At 28.9% G+C, this 15708-nt stretch carries 17 protein-coding genes and 2 tRNA genes; 16 read left to right on the forward strand and 3 right to left on the reverse strand.

Translation table 11 applies throughout. The annotated features are described in order from the left end of the window. The first annotated feature begins 40 nt into the window (after positions 1–40). Positions 41–116, forward strand: a tRNA-Phe gene (locus BUB01_RS21515). A gap of 5 nt (positions 117–121) precedes the next feature. Next, positions 122–196, forward strand: a tRNA-Cys gene (locus BUB01_RS21520). 126 nt (positions 197–322) lie between these two features. Here BUB01_RS21520 and BUB01_RS21525 read toward each other — a convergent pair. Both BUB01_RS21525 and BUB01_RS21530 read right to left on the reverse strand, forming a co-directional pair. Continuing rightward, positions 323–1240: a S66 peptidase family protein gene (locus BUB01_RS21525; RefSeq protein WP_072993493.1), complete on the reverse strand. Its 918-nt coding sequence runs from the start codon at positions 1238–1240 to the stop codon at positions 323–325. Positions 1241–1323: 83 nt separating this feature from the next. Next, a complete protein-coding gene (locus tag BUB01_RS21530; RefSeq protein ID WP_072993496.1) occupies positions 1324–2487 on the reverse strand; it encodes a zinc-binding metallopeptidase family protein in 1164 nt (387 codons plus the stop codon). Between the two features lie 154 nt (positions 2488–2641). Between BUB01_RS21530 and BUB01_RS21535 the strand changes: the two genes are divergently transcribed. The 8 genes from BUB01_RS21535 (at position 2642) to BUB01_RS21570 (ending at position 7717) form a co-directional block, all read left to right on the forward strand. Then, entirely contained in the window at positions 2642–2851 is a 210-nt protein-coding gene (locus tag BUB01_RS21535) for a sigma factor G inhibitor Gin (protein WP_242958462.1), read from the forward strand. 20 nt (positions 2852–2871) lie between these two features. Then, the gene (locus BUB01_RS21540) at positions 2872–4284 is read left to right on the forward strand and encodes an aminotransferase class I/II-fold pyridoxal phosphate-dependent enzyme (RefSeq protein WP_072993499.1); all 1413 of its coding nucleotides are present in this window, start codon (positions 2872–2874) and stop codon (positions 4282–4284) included. A gap of 19 nt (positions 4285–4303) precedes the next feature. Continuing rightward, complete coding sequence (tmk, locus tag BUB01_RS21545; RefSeq protein WP_072993502.1) at positions 4304–4951, forward strand: dTMP kinase; 648 nt, start codon at positions 4304–4306, stop codon at positions 4949–4951. 86 nt (positions 4952–5037) lie between these two features. After that, on the forward strand, positions 5038–5367 hold the full coding sequence (locus tag BUB01_RS21550; RefSeq protein WP_072993505.1) for a cyclic-di-AMP receptor: 330 nt from the start codon (positions 5038–5040) through the stop codon (positions 5365–5367). Positions 5368–5385: 18 nt separating this feature from the next. Further along, positions 5386–6315: a DNA polymerase III subunit delta' gene (locus BUB01_RS21555; protein WP_072993509.1), complete on the forward strand. Its 930-nt coding sequence runs from the start codon at positions 5386–5388 to the stop codon at positions 6313–6315. 5 nt (positions 6316–6320) lie between these two features. Beyond that, on the forward strand, positions 6321–7232 hold the full coding sequence (locus BUB01_RS21560) for a PSP1 domain-containing protein (RefSeq protein WP_072993512.1): 912 nt from the start codon (positions 6321–6323) through the stop codon (positions 7230–7232). A gap of 10 nt (positions 7233–7242) precedes the next feature. Further along, on the forward strand, positions 7243–7446 hold the full coding sequence (locus tag BUB01_RS21565; RefSeq protein ID WP_072993515.1) for a heavy-metal-associated domain-containing protein: 204 nt from the start codon (positions 7243–7245) through the stop codon (positions 7444–7446). A gap of 100 nt (positions 7447–7546) precedes the next feature. After that, complete coding sequence (locus tag BUB01_RS21570) at positions 7547–7717, forward strand: DUF362 domain-containing protein (protein ID WP_072993518.1); 171 nt, start codon at positions 7547–7549, stop codon at positions 7715–7717. A gap of 62 nt (positions 7718–7779) precedes the next feature. Here the strand turns inward: BUB01_RS21570 and BUB01_RS21575 are convergent, their stop codons facing one another. Beyond that, positions 7780–8421, reverse strand: coding sequence for an MBL fold metallo-hydrolase (locus tag BUB01_RS21575; protein ID WP_072993521.1), 642 nt, complete (start codon positions 8419–8421; stop codon positions 7780–7782). A 455-nt stretch (positions 8422–8876) separates the two neighbouring features. On the opposite strand from BUB01_RS21575, the gene BUB01_RS21580 reads away from it, so the two are divergent. The 6 genes from BUB01_RS21580 (at position 8877) to BUB01_RS21605 (ending at position 15674) form a co-directional block, all read left to right on the forward strand. Further along, on the forward strand, positions 8877–9332 hold the full coding sequence (locus BUB01_RS21580; protein WP_072993524.1) for a CtsR family transcriptional regulator: 456 nt from the start codon (positions 8877–8879) through the stop codon (positions 9330–9332). Between the two features lie 17 nt (positions 9333–9349). Then, positions 9350–9871, forward strand: a complete 522-nt coding sequence (locus BUB01_RS21585; RefSeq protein ID WP_072993528.1) for a UvrB/UvrC motif-containing protein — start codon at positions 9350–9352, stop codon at positions 9869–9871. A 14-nt stretch (positions 9872–9885) separates the two neighbouring features. Next, positions 9886–10923: a protein arginine kinase gene (locus BUB01_RS21590; protein ID WP_072993531.1), complete on the forward strand. Its 1038-nt coding sequence runs from the start codon at positions 9886–9888 to the stop codon at positions 10921–10923. 1 nt (position 10924) lies between these two features. Continuing rightward, a complete protein-coding gene (locus BUB01_RS21595; RefSeq protein ID WP_072993534.1) occupies positions 10925–13384 on the forward strand; it encodes an ATP-dependent Clp protease ATP-binding subunit in 2460 nt (819 codons plus the stop codon). Positions 13385–13527: 143 nt separating this feature from the next. Then, positions 13528–14208 (forward strand): response regulator transcription factor, encoded by a 681-nt coding sequence (locus tag BUB01_RS21600; protein ID WP_084109115.1) that lies wholly within the window; start codon positions 13528–13530, stop codon positions 14206–14208. Then, positions 14205–15674, forward strand: coding sequence for a HAMP domain-containing sensor histidine kinase (locus BUB01_RS21605; protein ID WP_072993539.1), 1470 nt, complete (start codon positions 14205–14207; stop codon positions 15672–15674). Before BUB01_RS21600 ends, BUB01_RS21605 begins: the two co-directional genes overlap by 4 nt. Positions 15675–15708: the final 34 nt, after the last annotated feature.

The raw sequence follows: 15708 nt of genomic DNA on the forward strand, positions 1-15708 counted from the left end.
GGGAGACTGTGTGGGAGAGTAAGTGGTTGCCAGGTCATGTGGCTCGATAGCTCAGTCGGTAGAGCAGAGGACTGAAAATCCTCGTGTCGCTGGTTCGATTCCTGCTCGAGCCACCATCTTTGGCGCCATAGCCAAGTGGTAAGGCAGAGGTCTGCAAAACCTTTATTCCCCAGTTCAAATCTGGGTGGCGCCTCCATAAAACCTCAGTAAAGTTTAATTTTACTGAGGTTTTTTTGTTTTCTAATAATATCTTAAATATTTAGATAAGAAGTTTATTTATGTGGATAATTAAACTTTGAATAGATAAAACTGTGGATTGTTTTTATATAAATATAGAGCCAATAGTTTTTATAGACAGAGGTGAAAAAGAGATATTGATTTCAGACCCTATAGGAAGTGTTATATTGGGGTAGTCATGTCCAAAAGGAATACCTATTATAATTGGCTTATTTAAAGGAATTAGGATGTTTTTTATAACTGTCAAAATAGGAAGTGAAAATTCATTTGTATCTTTGCTTGGTGTAAAATGTCCTATAATAAATCCTTTGCATTTATTAAGTTTACCAGATAGAAGTAATTGAGTTAACATTCTATCCACAGCGTAGCTTTTTTCATCCACATCCTCTATAAAAAGTATTTTATTTTTTAGGTCTACTTCAAATGGAGTGCCAATAGAACTACAAATCATAGATAAATTTCCACCACATATGATTCCAGAAATATTTTTCTCATTATATGTTTCAATATTTTTTAAATTGGATGTATCGAAACTTAAACTAGTATTTCCTTCACATAATGTTTTTAAAAAACAATCTTTTGTCTTTTCATCATTAAAATTAGATGAAATCATAGGACCATGAAAGGTTATAAACCCACATTTTTTGTAGATATAATTTAGTAATAAAGTTATATCACTATAACCGCAAAAAATTTTTGGATTGTTTCGAACGATGTTCCAATCTATAAGTGACATAGTTCTAATAGATCCATAACCACCTCGATAGCATACAATTGCTGAAACATCTTTATTTTCAAACATACACATTAAATCTTGAGCCCTTTGATAATCTTCTCCAGCCAGATAACCATAATTTTTTCTTAGATATTTGCCTTCTACAATATTGAAACCTAGGTTTTTAATATTGTTTATATTTGAAGTAATTATATCATTTTTTGATGGGCTAGCAGGGGCAATAACACCTATAGTATCTCCATACTTAAGTTTTTTAGGTAATAACATAGTTTTTTTCCTCCATAAAAAATTAAGAGAGCTTACGCTCTCTTATAATTATAATATGATTAAGTCTAATAAATAATGATTTTTTAATAAATTTGTTTTTTTACTTCGTAAAATTCATTTTTTATTTCACTTAAAAGTGTTTTGCTTTCAATTATATCAAGGGCAGTAAAGGAAAGACTTAAACCTGCCTTATGTGCCATATTTAAACCATACTCAGATATTGTTGCAATTGCGAAATCTCTAGTGCCATAGCAATTAGCATTTTCTGTTATTGCTATATAAGGGTGGATAGCTGGTATAACTTGACTCACAGCGCCAAGACCTAAGCCTGCTTTGATATCTCTTGAAGAACAAATGTCTATAATTCCATTTTCTTTCAAGTTATGGCTAAACAACCTATTTAAGGTTGAATTGGATAATAATACTTCGCTCGGTGGCTCATAAAGGGAAACTGAATGTCTAATTGACATTAGGTTAGACACATAATAGGCTGTTTCTCTAATTTTTTGTTCTGCGATCCTAGCTATATCCATATTAGTAGATCTTATATAGAACTTTGCCTCAGCTTCAGTTGGTAAAAGTAGTGGAGTGCTTCCACCTTTAGAAAGAATAGAATTCACTTCTAAATTATTTGGGAAACCTTTTAATAAGGAATTTATTATGTTAAAGGATAAAAGTACTGCATCTAGTGAAGTATATCCTTCTTTGTTCAAAAAGCTTAAACCATTGTTGCCTATAAATTTTACGCTTAAAGGTACTATAGCCCAAGAGGTTCCGCTTTCACAAGTTGTTACATCTGGATGACATACTAATACTACATCCATGTCTTCAAATATACCTTGTCTAACCATAATAGATTTAGTACCACCTAAGTATTCTCCAGGACATCCTATTACATTAATAGAACCTCCAGTTTTTTCAATAACCTTTCCAAGTCCGATTGCAGCGGTTATAGCTATTGTAGTTAATGCATTATGACCAGTTACATGACCTTCATCTTTTATAGCATCATATTCGCAAAGAAATCCGATTTTAGGATAACCAGAACCTTTTTTAGCTATAAATGAAGTTTCTAATGTAAGAAAGTTATTTGTAACTTCAAAGCCTCTTTCTTTTAAAAATGAACTAATATATTTACAAGCATTAAATTCTTTATAGCTTTCCTCAGGATTATCATAAAGATATTTACAAAGCTTAAATAGAGCTTCTTTTTCTGTTGATAAATATGAAATTATTTCTTGTTTCATAAAAAAAGACCTCCTGAAAATTTTTCATATTTAGTGTGTGCTATTGACTTAAAAAATATTTATTGTGGACAACTAAAGATTAAGACAAAAGCTGAATAAAATATAATATAGAGGTCAATAATCAAGAAGAGAAAAATTTGAAGGGGGAAAAAAATTGAAACAGTATATAGTAACAAAAACTTCTTGTATAATGTGTAACAAAACTTCTAAAAATGGTATAATAATTAGAGGAAAATATATTTGTAGTGAATGTGAAACTAAAATTGTAAATAGTGACATTAATACGGATTTCTATGAGTATTATAAGAATCATATAAAAAAGAATATTTCACTAAGTTTAATAAAAGAAAATATTGAACTTTAACTATAAAAGGAGAGAAAAGATTGGATAATATTTCTTTAGTTTCGACTTTAAAGAATTATGTTAAGGAGCAAAATGCTCCTTTTTCTATGCCAGGACATAAATATGGGAGAGGATTTAGTAAAGAATTTACTCAAAATATTATAAACTTTGATATGACAGAAGTTGAAGGACTAGATAATTTACATAAGCCTACGGGAGTAATATTAGAAGCACAAACTAAGTTACAAAAACTATACAATAGTCATAAGTCTTATTTCTTAATAAATGGAAGTACATGTGGTAATTTAATTATGATATATTCATCATTTAATGAAGGTGATATTATATTGGTTGAGAGAAATTGTCATAGAAGTATTTTTAATGCAATAATAATGAGAAAGTTGAAACCTATATATATAGAAAATATATATAGTAATAACTTGAAGGAAGCTATAGGAATTAATATTGAATCACTTAAGAATAAATTGGAGATAAATAAGGATATCAAAGGAATAGTACTTACTTATCCTAATTATTATGGAATTGGTATAGACATAGATAGAATCATCAATATCTGCAAAAATTATAATATTAAGATATTGATAGACTCAGCTCATGGTGCACATTTTGGATTTAATAAATATTTACCTAAAAGTGCACAGGATTTAGGAGCAACTATGACTGTGATGAGTGCGCATAAAACATTACCTAGCTTTACCCAAACTGCATATTTACATTTAAATGATGAAGCTCTTAGGGAAAAGGTAGAATTTTATCTAGGTGTGTTTATGAGTACAAGTCCTTCTTATTTGTTTATGGCGAGTTTAGATTATTCACGAAACTTTTTAGAGTATGAAGCTGACGATAAATATGGAGAATTGGTTAAAAAACTTCAGTGCATAAAAGAGAAAATAAATAAATTAGATTATGTTAAAGTCTTAGAAAAAAAAGATTTTTATCAGGAAGGATTTAATGAAGTTGAATTAGATAGCTCAAGACTTGTGTTAAATCTTAAAGAAGGATACAGTGGTCACAAATTATTAGATTATTTAAGGAAGAATAAAGTGCAGTCTGAGATGAGTACGACTAATTCAGTAGTTCTTATACCAAGCCCTTTCAATACAGAGGAAGATTATAGGTTGCTTACAGAAGCACTAGAGATGTGCGATAGTAAACAGCTATTAGATGATAAGGTTAATATGAATAAAATTAAAATACCTGATCAAGTTTTATTCCCATATGAGGTTCTGGACGCTGAGAAAGTATATGCGAAGTTAGAAGATGTAGAAGGATGTATAGCTGGAGAGAATATTATATTATATCCACCAGGAGTTCCATTAGTGGTTATGGGAGAAAGATTTAATAAAGAGCATATAGAAATAATAAATTCATCAATAAAAAACAATGTTACAATTATAGGTGTAGAAGAGTATAAAGTTAGAATTTTAAGATAGATAGAAATGAGGATGACATATGAAAAAAGGATTATTTATTGTATTTGAAGGGCCAGAAGGTTCAGGAAAAACTACTGTAGCAGGAGAAATTGAAAAATTTTTAAATGAATTAGGTGTAGATTTTATAACAACTAGGGAACCAGGTGGTATAGCTATTTCTGAGCAAATACGAGAGGTTATATTAAACACTAATAATACTAAAATGGATGGAAGGACAGAAGCTCTATTGTATGCAGCTGCAAGAAGACAACATTTAGTTGAAAAGGTTATACCAGCATTAGAAGAGGGAAAGATAGTTTTATGTGATAGGTTTGTATTTTCTTCATTAGCATATCAAGGCTTTGCAAGAGGCCTGGGTATGGATGAAGTTATGTGCATAAATGAATTTGCCATAGATGGATATATGCCTGACATTAATATTCTATTTGATTTAGCACCTGAAGTTGGTTTGGAAAGAATAGATAAAAACAAAAATAGGGAAGTAAATAGATTAGATTTAGAACATGTAGATTTTCATAATAAAGTTAGAGAGGGTTATTTAAAGCTCTTAGAAAAATATCCTCAAAGTATATATAGATTAGATGCTGAAAGATCATTAAATGATGTAATTTTAAATGCAAAAGTTGTTATAGAAGATTTACTTAAGAAAAATGATTTTATAAAATAAATGTTTTATATTCAAACAGAATTTATTGTGATAAAATAAGAGATAATATTAAATAATTGGTAAATAAACTTTGGAGGTGTACTATTATGAAACTAGTTATCACCATAGTTCAAGATGATGACGCATTAGATTTGGTTGATGAGATTACAGAAAAGGGTTTTAGGGTTACAAAACTTGCTACTACTGGCGGATTTCTGAAGTCAGGAAACACAACTTTACTTATAGGTGTTGAAAAAGAAAAAGTTGAGTCTGTAATTGGTATTATCAAGGAAGTATGTGGAAAGAGAAAAGAAATTGTAACAACACCAGCACCTATTTCGGAAAGTTCTGGGATGTTTGTACCCTATCCTATAGAGATTGAAGTTGGTGGGGCCACTGTGTTTGTAGTGGATGTAGATAAATTTGTTAAGATTTAAAAGTCAGGAGTTGAGTGCATGATTAATTTTATAGGGCATGATGCCATAAGGAATAGGTTTACTAAAGGGGTTTTAAACAATGCACTCACTCATGCTCATCTTATAATTGGTGAGGATGGTATTGGAAAAAGTTTATTAGCCAAAGAGTTTGCACTTCAGATGTTAGGCAAACAAGAAGATAGAGAATACGTAGATATAGTAAAGTATATACCTAAAAAGGCATCGTTGGGAGTAGATGAAGTTAGAGAAATTATTACTGAAGTAAATAAAAAACCTTACGAAGGTGATAAGAAGGTTATAATTATTTATGAAGGGAATAAGATGACAGTTCAAGCTCAAAACGCTTTGCTTAAAACTATTGAAGAACCACCATTAGGGGTGTTTATAATAATTTTAGCTGAAAGCTCTGAGCTTATTTTAGATACAATTAAATCAAGATGTCAAATTCATAAATTAACACCACTTTCAAAAAGTGAACTTATGGAGTTTATAACAAGTAAATATGGGGGACTAGATGAAGCTTTAATTCAAAGTTTACTTGCTTTTAGTGAAGGGCTTCCAGGTAGAATAGAAAAGTTCTTAGATGATAAATCCTTTGAAGCTACAAGAGAAGCTTGCATTGGGTTATTGGAAGAAATAAATAAAAGGGATGAGGGTGCTGTTCTAAGATATGAAAATATATTTACCAAAATAAAGTCAAAGGAAGAGATACTAAATACAATAACGTCTTTTGTGAGAGATATTATGTTGTTTAAAGAGGTTCAAGATTTATCTATGTTAATAAATGGAGATAAACTCTTAAAGATAAGGGAACTTTCTAATATGATGTCTTATAAGAAGCTTAAGGGGATTATAGATATTATAGAAGATACTAGAAGGAATTTTAATAGTAATACTAATTTGTCTATGACTTATAGTGTTATGATACTTAGTATGTTGGAGGTTTAAAATAAATGATAAAAGTAGTAGGTGTAAGATTTAAAAAGGCTGGCAAAATCTATTATTTCGATCCAAACAATATTGAAATAAAAAAAGGCGATAATGTAATAGTAGAAACTGCAAGAGGAATAGAGTTTGGTGAGTGTGTAATTGGCTTCAAAGAAATTGGTGAGGATGAAATAGTTGCACCTTTAAAAACTGTACTTAGAGTCGCTACAGAAGAGGATATACAAAAACATGAAGAGAATAAAAGCAAAGAAAAAGATGCTTTTGAGATATGTTTAAAAAAGATACAAAGTCATAATTTAGATATGAAGCTTATAGATGTTGAATATACTTTTGATAATAACAAAGTTATTTTTTATTTTACAGCAGATGGAAGAGTTGACTTTAGAGAATTGGTTAAGGATTTGGCTACAATATTTAAAACTAGAATAGAGCTTAGGCAAATAGGGGTTAGAGATGAAGCTAAAATGATAGGCGGAATAGGCCCTTGCGGTAGAGCATTATGCTGTTCAACTTTCTTAGGAGATTTTGCATCTGTATCAATAAAGATGGCTAAAGAACAAAATCTATCACTTAATCCAACAAAAATATCAGGTATTTGTGGAAGATTAATGTGCTGTTTAAATTATGAACAAAATACTTATGAAGATATAAGAAAGAGATTACCTAAAGTAGGATCTATAGTAAAAACTCCGGATGGTAATGGAGAAGTATTATATAATAGTGTAGTAAAAGAGAGTGTAAAAGTAAGACTTGCCAGAAAACCATCTGAAGAAGAGAGTATAGAAATTTATAAGATTGAAGATGTGGAACTTGTAACAGGAAGTTATGAAGATTATATAGATGAAAGTGAAATAAAACTTGAAATAGAGGATGAAACTGACAAAAAATTGATTAAAGAGTTAATTAAAGGGAACTAGGAGGGCTATTATGAAGTCATTAATGAAAATTCCTAATATGAAAACTTCTCAAGATATAAATAGGATTAAGCAAGCTATAGCTACGAATGAAGGTATCATAGCTTGTGAGATAAATAAAGAAAAAGGAGAAGTAAATGTAGTATATGATGATTTTTTAATAGATTTAGATAAGATAATAGAATCAATAGAGGACTTTGGGTATACAGTTATTTAGTATTTTACAATTATGTAAAATAAAATCTTTAAAAATTTTTAAAAGCATGGTAAAATGATTATGGTGTTTGTACACTATAATATTTAGGAGGTGCTTTATTATGGCATACAAAATAGAAGATTCATGCGTAAGTTGTGGAGCTTGTGCTTCAGAATGTCCAGTTAATGCAATAAGCCAAGGAGATACTCAATTCGTTATAGATGCAGATACTTGTATCGATTGCGGAAGCTGTGCTAATGTTTGTCCAGTAGGAGCTCCAGTTCAAGAGTAATCCAAATAAAAGACCGTTTTTGACGGTCTTTTTTATTTTATAGAAAAATGTAAAATTTACTTTTATATCTTTGAACTTAGTAAAATTATTTCGGTTGTTTGTGGAAGAGTATCTTTAGTAACAGTTAAAGAATCAAGTTTTTGTTTGTTTGAATGTTTAAAATATTTCAAGTATTTTTCAACTCCTTCCAGATTAAAACTAAGGTATGGAGTCTTATAGTGCATAGGCAATACATAACTTGGAGATATAGTTGTAGTTATTAATGAAGCCAGTTTAGCATTCAGAGTGTATCGACCACCAACAGGGATAAACAGTATATCTATTTTTCCTAGAGTATCAATAAAAGAAGAATCCAGAGCATGCCCCAAATCTCCTAAATGACATAATTTTAAACCATCTATCTCGTAAATAAAAATAATATTTTCTCCTCTTTTTTTTCCTCTTATATCATCATGAAATGATGGATATGCATATATATTTACAAAGTCTAAGTTATATGAGCCTAACTTATCTATAATTTTGGTATCTTTTTGTAAATTAGAAGTATCTGAGTGATCAAAATGATAATGGCTTATAGTTGCTACATCTACTGTACCTTTATAAGGTGAATAACCTATGTCCATGTGAAACGGGTCGGTTATTAAGCGTTTACCCAGTTCTGATTTTACTAAAAAGCAGGAGTGACCATACCATAATATCTGCAAAACAATACACCTTCCTTAAATGAGAATCCATATTTTAATTTAGTTAATTTGAACTTACTCATATGAATGAAATGAATAGGAGTTTCCTTAAGTGAGAATCCAAATTTTAATTTGGTTAGTTCGAACTTACTCATATGAATGAAATGAATAGGAGTTTCCTTATTAAGTAAGAATTTAAACATTAATTTCGTTATATAAAGTTAAATAACATTTTTGGATTTACATTTAACTAATTTATTTTCCTTTATTTAGTTAAATAACAATATTAGTATTTACTATAAAAAAATAATAATTCTATATTTTTTAAAATAATAGATTGAAAATATGATATTAAGGTAATAATTATAATATAAAAAACAAAAGTAAATTTAATATTGAATAAGAGCTAAAATAGTATTATTATATATATAAATATAAAAGTCAAAGAAAGTCAAAGTGAGAGATTGGAGAAAAAGATGGCTAGATTATCAGATATAATAGAACAATTTATTAAGTCTTTAATAGAAGAGAGTAATAGTCAAGAATTACAAATTCAAAGAAATGAACTAGCTGACAAGTTTAGCTGTGCACCATCTCAAATAAATTATGTTTTAACTACCAGGTTTACTTATGATAAAGGTTATTTAATAGAAAGTAAAAGAGGTGGTGGAGGACATATAGTAATAAGACGAGTTAATTATGATAATAAGCAATTAAGGAATAAGATAATTAATCAAACAATTGGAGAGAGTATAACATATAATGGTGCATCAGTACTTTTAGAGGGGATGTTTGCAAATGAGTTAATAGATAGGAATACATTTGAAATTATGAAAATAACCTTAAATGATAGAACTCTTCAGAATGTTCCAGATAAAAATAAAGTTAGAGCAGATATACTTAGTGCCATAATAATGGTTTTATTAGCGTAAATAAAAGGAGGGATAATATGCTTTGTGAAAAATGTAATGTAAATGAAGCAACAGTTCATATAGTTAAGGTAACATCAGGTAATAAAGAAGAAATGAGACTTTGTGAAAAATGTGCAAGTGAGATTTCAGAAATACCTTTTAATACAGAAATAAAAAATATGGATAATTTTACTTTTCAAAGTCTTTTAAGTGGTCTTGTAGATTATATTAGTAATAATCCTAAGAATAAATCAGTTGAAGAAAAAGTTTGTGAAAGATGTAAAATGACATATAGTGATTTTAAAAAAACAGGATTGCTTGGTTGTAGTAGTTGTTATAGTTCTTTTTCTAACACAATAAAACCCGTAATAAAAAGAGTTCAGGGTGACTTAGAGCATGTAGGTAAAATACCTAAAAAAGCTGGAAAGGAAATAATAGAGAAGAAAAGGTTATTAAAGCTTAAGGAAGAATTACAAGTTGCTATTTTAGCTGAAGAATATGAAAAAGCTGCAATTCTGAGAGATGAGATAAAGGCATTTAGAGAAAATATTAATGAATAAAGGGGGAGCTTATTATGAAAAATTGGATTACTGATATAGGTGATGATAAAGACATAGTTATTAGTTCTAGAATAAGAATAGCAAGAAATATAAGCTCTATACCGTTTCCTAATAAGTTAACTATAGAAAAAGGAAAAGAAAGTGTGGAGAATATAGGAGAAGCAATTTTAAGATCAGAGGAATTAAAGGATAGTTTTAAGTTTCATCTTTTATGGGAAGAAGATATTGAAGAGGAGAGTTTATATTTAGAAAAGCATTTAATAAGTGGTGATCTTTTAAAAAAGAATAATAATGCTGGCTTTTTTGTAAATAAAGAAGAGACGATAAGCATTATGCTAAATGAAGAAGATCATATTAGGATTCAATGTATAAATAAGGGCTTTAATTTAAGAGACACATATAAGGAAGCTGATAGAATTGATAGTTTATTAGAGGAAGAATTAGATTATGCTTTTGATGAGAAATTTGGGTATTTAACAGCCTGTCCAACTAATTTAGGCACAGGGATGAGAGCCTCTGTTATGATGCATTTACCTGCACTTACAATAAATGAAGAGATAACAGCATTACTTAAGGGATTAACACAAGTAGGAATGACTTTAAGAGGTGTTTATGGAGAAGGAACTAGGGCTGATGGAAACCTATATCAAATATCTAATCAGATTTCATTGGGAGTTACAGAAGAAGAAACTTTAAGTAATTTAGAAGCTGTAGTTTCAGAAATAATACTTCAAGAAAATAAAGCTAGAGAAAAAATACTTTTAAAAAATGAATATGAGTTGAAAGATAAAATTTATAGAAGCATAGGTATATTAAAAAATTCTATATTATTAGATACAAAAGAAGCACTTGAATTACTATCAAATGTAAGAATGGGTGTCGAAATGGGAATAGTAGAAGGTATAGATACTATAATATTAAATAAATTATTAGTAGAAATACAACCAGCTACACTTAAGTTAAAACTTAATAGAAAACTTAGTGAGGCTGAATGTAATTTAGAAAGAGCAAGAATTGTTAGAGAAACTCTTAGTTTAAATAAGGAGGGATAAGATGCTTTTTGGAAGATTTACAGAAAGAGCACAAAAGGTGCTTATGGTTGCTAGAGATAGTTCTAGAGAACTTAGGCATGGATATATAGGAACAGAGCATATTTTAGTTGGACTTTTAAAAGTTGAAGGTGCAAGTAAGGATTTATTAAATTCACATAGTGTATATGAAGAAAGTGTAGCTGAGGCTATAGAGGACTATGTAGGAAGAGGAGATAAAGAATATATACAGGGGGAAATACCTCTTACACCAAGAACAAAAAGGTTATTAGATCTTAGTTTATTAGAAGCAAAAAAGGTTGGACATAATTCTATAAGTCCAGAACATATTTTACTTGCGACAATAAACGAAAAAGATGGAGTAGCATATGCTATTTTAAATTCATTAAAAGTAAATTTAGATAGCTTGAGAGAAGATCTTTTAGGTAGTTTTGATGGAAATTCAATAAATAACAATAAAGTAACTGATAAAGAAAAAAATGCAAGAAATAATAAAAATAAAAATACACAAACCTTAGATATGTATGGTAGAGATTTAACAGACATGGCTATTGAGGGAAATTTAGATCCTGTAGTAGGAAGAGATGAGGAAACCCAAAGAGTTTTAGAAATACTTTGTAGAAGAATTAAAAATAATCCTTGTCTTATAGGAGAACCTGGAGTTGGTAAGACTGCTATTGCAGAAGGATTAGCACAAAAAATAGTAGAAGGCAATATTCCCGAAATATTAAAAGATAAAAGAGTTGTGTCCTTAGACTTAAGTTCTATGATAGCTGGAGCAAAATATAGAGGTGAGTTCGAAGATAGGCTAAAAAAGGTTATGAGTGAAATAAAAAGTGCAGGAAACATCCTATTATTTATTGATGAAATTCATACTATAGTAGGCGCTGGAGCTGCTGAAGGTGCTATAGATGCTTCCAATATACTTAAGCCTGCATTATCTAGAGGTGAAATACAATGTATAGGAGCAACAACGATAGATGAATATAGAAAATATATAGAAAAGGATGCTGCATTAGAAAGAAGATTTCAACCTATTATGGTAGGCGAACCTTCAAAGGAAGAAACTTTATTGATATTAAAAGGATTAAGAGATAAGTATGAGACACATCATGGTGTTAAAATAACAGATGAAGCTCTTAATGCAGCTGTTACTTTAGCTGATAGATATATTACCGATAGGTTTATGCCAGATAAAGCAATAGATTTAGTAGATGAGGCAGCAGCTAAGGTTAGAATAGAGAATTTTACAGCACCTCCTAATCTTAAAAAGTTAGAAGAAGATATTAATAAGTTAACTAAAGAAAAAGAAGAGGCTATAGCTGTCCAAGATTTTGAAAAGGCTGCAGAAATAAGAGATGAGGAAAAGAAATTTAAAAGTAAATTAGATGATTTAAAGAGAAATTGGACTACAGAAAGTACGGTGAAAAACCATGTAGTTTCAGAAGAACAAATAGCTAAAGTAGTTTCAAATTGGACTAAGGTTCCTGTAGATAAACTAACAGAAAAAGAGTCTGAAAAATTATTAAAGTTAGAAGAAATTTTACATGGAAGAGTAATAGGGCAGAATGAGGCTGTTAAATCTGTAGCTAAAGCTGTAAGAAGGGCGAGAGTAGGGCTTAAAGATCCTAAGAGACCAATAGGATCATTTATATTCTTAGGTCCAACAGGAGTTGGAAAGACAGAATTATCAAAAGCTTTGGCAGAAGCTATGTTTGGACTAGAAGGCAATATTATAAGGATAGATATGTCTGAATATATGGAGAAACATTCTGTATCACGTCTTATAGGGTCTCCTCCGGGGTATGTTGGGTATGATGAAGGTGGGCAGTTAACAGAAGTTGTTAGAAGAAAGCCATACTCTGTAATTCTTTTAGATGAAATAGAAAAAGCTCATCCAGAAGTATTTAATATATTACTTCAAGTTTTAGAGGATGGAAGACTTACAGATGGTAAAGGAAAAACCGTAAATTTTAAAAATACCATAATAATAATGACTTCTAATGTTGGAGCTCATACTATTAAAAAACAAAAGAGTATGGGATTTGCAGTAGATAGTGAAAAAGCCGAATCAGAATATGAAAAAATGAAAGAAAGCGTAATGGCTGAGCTTAAAAATAGTTTTAAACCTGAGTTTTTAAACAGATTAGATGATATAATAGTATTCCATAAGCTAGAGCAAGAAAATCTTTTAGAAATAGTAAATTTAATGCTAAAAGAACTTAAAAATAGATTAGAAGAATATGAAATATATATAAGTTTTACAGAAGAGGCTAAGAAATTATTAATAGAAAAGGGTAGTGACTTAGCATATGGAGCAAGACCTTTAAGAAGGACTATAACTAAAAAGGTTGAAGATAAGTTAAGTGAAGAAATACTTAAGGGTAATATAAAAAAAGGTGATAATGTAGAAGTCGATTCTATGGATGGCGAATTAAAATTTAACTGTAAGGTATGTGTTTAGAAGTTTATTAATATATATAAATAAAGGTATTGAATATATTTAGATGAAATCTCTTAGTTAGAAAATTAAATCTAGCTAAGGGATTTTTTGTAATAAGTTAGTAATAAGTCTATGATAAAATGTTAATAAAAGGAGGGATATTTGTGGATAAAATTCTTGTTGTTGAGGATGATTTTTCAATAAATGATATATTGACGTATTCACTAGGGGAAGAAGGATATAAAGTTAAAGGTGCTTTTTCAGCAAATGAGTTCAAAAAGTGCTTTAAAGAGTTTGAGCCTAGTTTAGTTATTTTAGATATTAATTTGCCTGATGAAAATGGTTTTGAACTATGTAAATATATAAATTTGAAGAGTAATATCCCTATACTTATGATAACTGCTAGGGATAATTTAGTAGATAAGGTGTTAGGTTTGGAGTTAGGAGCTGATGACTATATAACTAAGCCTTTTCAAATAAAAGAGGTTTTGACTAGAGTAAAGGTAGCCTTAAGAAGTGTTAATAAATATAGAGTAAATCAAGAAAATAATGATTTTATAAAAGTAAGTAATGTACTTAAAATCAATCTTGATTCTAGATTGGTAATTAAAAATGGTAATGATGTAAAACTTAATCCAAAGGAATATGAGATATTAAGTTTATTTGTTAATAATAGAAATGTAGTTTTCTCAAGAGAAAAGCTATTAGATAAAGTATGGGGGTATGACTATTTTGGAGATGATAGAACTGTTGATGTTCATATAAGAAGATTAAGGTCTAAAATTGATACAGAGGAAATATCCCACATAGAAACTATATTTGGAGTGGGGTATGTAATGAGATGAAACCTATTAGAAGTAAGATAGGAGTTAAAATGTCTTTAGGACTAAGCATTATTTTTCTTCTGAGTGGACTAACTCTTAATTTATTGATCAGAATTGTTTTTTATGAGACTTTAGAGAAAACTATATCAAAAACTATGGAAGAAACTATGGATAATGCTAGATATCAATTGCAACAAAAGTTTCTATTGGAAGGTATAAATATAGATAGTAATTTAGTAGAGAGTAATAGTTCTAGTATAGTAAGAGTAATGAAGAGTTTAAGTGCTACTAATGTAGTTTTATATGATGATTATGGAAAAATAATAGATTCAGATAGAAATCAAGATGAAAGAAGCTTGGGGGATATTGATTTAAATAAAGCTAGTGTAAATATAAAATATGATAATGATAAGATTTTAGTAAAAGGGACGTATCCTTTATATATAAATAATTGTTATCTGACAACAATAGTATTTCATAAAGATTTTAATGATATATATTTTCTGTATAATAACTTATTAATAAAGATAACTTTTATTCAAATATTAATTTTCTTTTTAATTTTAATAAGTTCTTATTTGTATACAACTAAAATAATAAAACCTATTAAAATGTTAAGATCAATTGTAGATGAGGTTTCAAATGGTAATTTTGAAGCTAAAAACAATATAAAAGGTAATGATGAAATAGCTGATTTAGCTAATTCTTTTTTTTCGATGAAAAGTGATTTAAGAGATCAATTTTATAATTTAAAAAATGAACAAGAAAAGACAAAGGTTTTAGAGAAATCTAGAACGGAATTTTTTTATAATGTTACACATGAACTTAAGACTCCACTTACAGCTATATCTGGGTATTCTCAAATATTAATGGATAGTAAAGAAACAAAGGAGGAGTTTAAGAAAAGAGCAGCTCAAAGGATATTTATAGAAAGTGAAAAGTTACATAGTCTAGTAGTTGATATTATAAATATTTCAAAAGGTGTAACAAGCTTAAAGAAGGATTTAGAAAGCTTTTTTATTGTTGATATTGTAGATGAAGTTCTAGAAAGTTTAGAAATTACAATAAAAGATAAAGGGATTGTTATTAATAAAGATGTTTTAAGTGAAAAAATACTTTTTCAAAAGCAGAGTTTAGAAACCTTGATTAAAAATATTATAGGTAATGCTGTTAAATATTCGGTAGAAGATGAAATTATAAATTTGAGTATTAGAATTATAGAGCAAGAACTTAAAATTACATGCAAAAATAAAACATTAAAGCTTAAGGAAAATAGAAGGGATAAGATATTAGAACCTTTTGTTAGAGGAGGAAACTCTGAAGATAATATAGGACATGGGCTTGGGTTATATATTTGTAATGAAATAGTTAAAGAATTTGATGGTAGTTTAAAAATTGATTTTAGCCAGATAGATAATAGTACTGAATGGTTTGAATTAAATTGTAATATTAAAATTAATTTTAATAATTTTGTAATTATTGATTGATGTTTTGTAATATGGCTATTTTAATATTACATTA

It is taken from the genome of Clostridium cavendishii DSM 21758 (genome assembly GCF_900141845.1).
In the GTDB taxonomy this organism is placed as follows: domain Bacteria; phylum Bacillota; class Clostridia; order Clostridiales; family Clostridiaceae; genus Clostridium_AG; species Clostridium_AG cavendishii.

Coding starts and splice junctions, on each gene's coding strand:
- BUB01_RS21580 (WP_072993524.1), top strand. CDS start 8,877: ATGGCTAGATTATCAGATATAATAGAACAATTTATTAAGTCTTTAATA.
- BUB01_RS21595 (WP_072993534.1), top strand. CDS start 10,925: ATGCTTTTTGGAAGATTTACAGAAAGAGCACAAAAGGTGCTTATGGTT.
- BUB01_RS21570 (WP_072993518.1), top strand. CDS start 7,547: ATGGCATACAAAATAGAAGATTCATGCGTAAGTTGTGGAGCTTGTGCT.
- BUB01_RS21605 (WP_072993539.1), top strand. CDS start 14,205: ATGAAACCTATTAGAAGTAAGATAGGAGTTAAAATGTCTTTAGGACTA.
- BUB01_RS21590 (WP_072993531.1), top strand. CDS start 9,886: ATGAAAAATTGGATTACTGATATAGGTGATGATAAAGACATAGTTATT.
- BUB01_RS21525 (WP_072993493.1), bottom strand. CDS start 1,240: ATGTTATTACCTAAAAAACTTAAGTATGGAGATACTATAGGTGTTATT.
- tmk (WP_072993502.1), top strand. CDS start 4,304: ATGAAAAAAGGATTATTTATTGTATTTGAAGGGCCAGAAGGTTCAGGA.
- BUB01_RS21530 (WP_072993496.1), bottom strand. CDS start 2,487: ATGAAACAAGAAATAATTTCATATTTATCAACAGAAAAAGAAGCTCTA.
- BUB01_RS21565 (WP_072993515.1), top strand. CDS start 7,243: ATGAAGTCATTAATGAAAATTCCTAATATGAAAACTTCTCAAGATATA.
- BUB01_RS21550 (WP_072993505.1), top strand. CDS start 5,038: ATGAAACTAGTTATCACCATAGTTCAAGATGATGACGCATTAGATTTG.
- BUB01_RS21585 (WP_072993528.1), top strand. CDS start 9,350: ATGCTTTGTGAAAAATGTAATGTAAATGAAGCAACAGTTCATATAGTT.
- BUB01_RS21560 (WP_072993512.1), top strand. CDS start 6,321: ATGATAAAAGTAGTAGGTGTAAGATTTAAAAAGGCTGGCAAAATCTAT.
- BUB01_RS21555 (WP_072993509.1), top strand. CDS start 5,386: ATGATTAATTTTATAGGGCATGATGCCATAAGGAATAGGTTTACTAAA.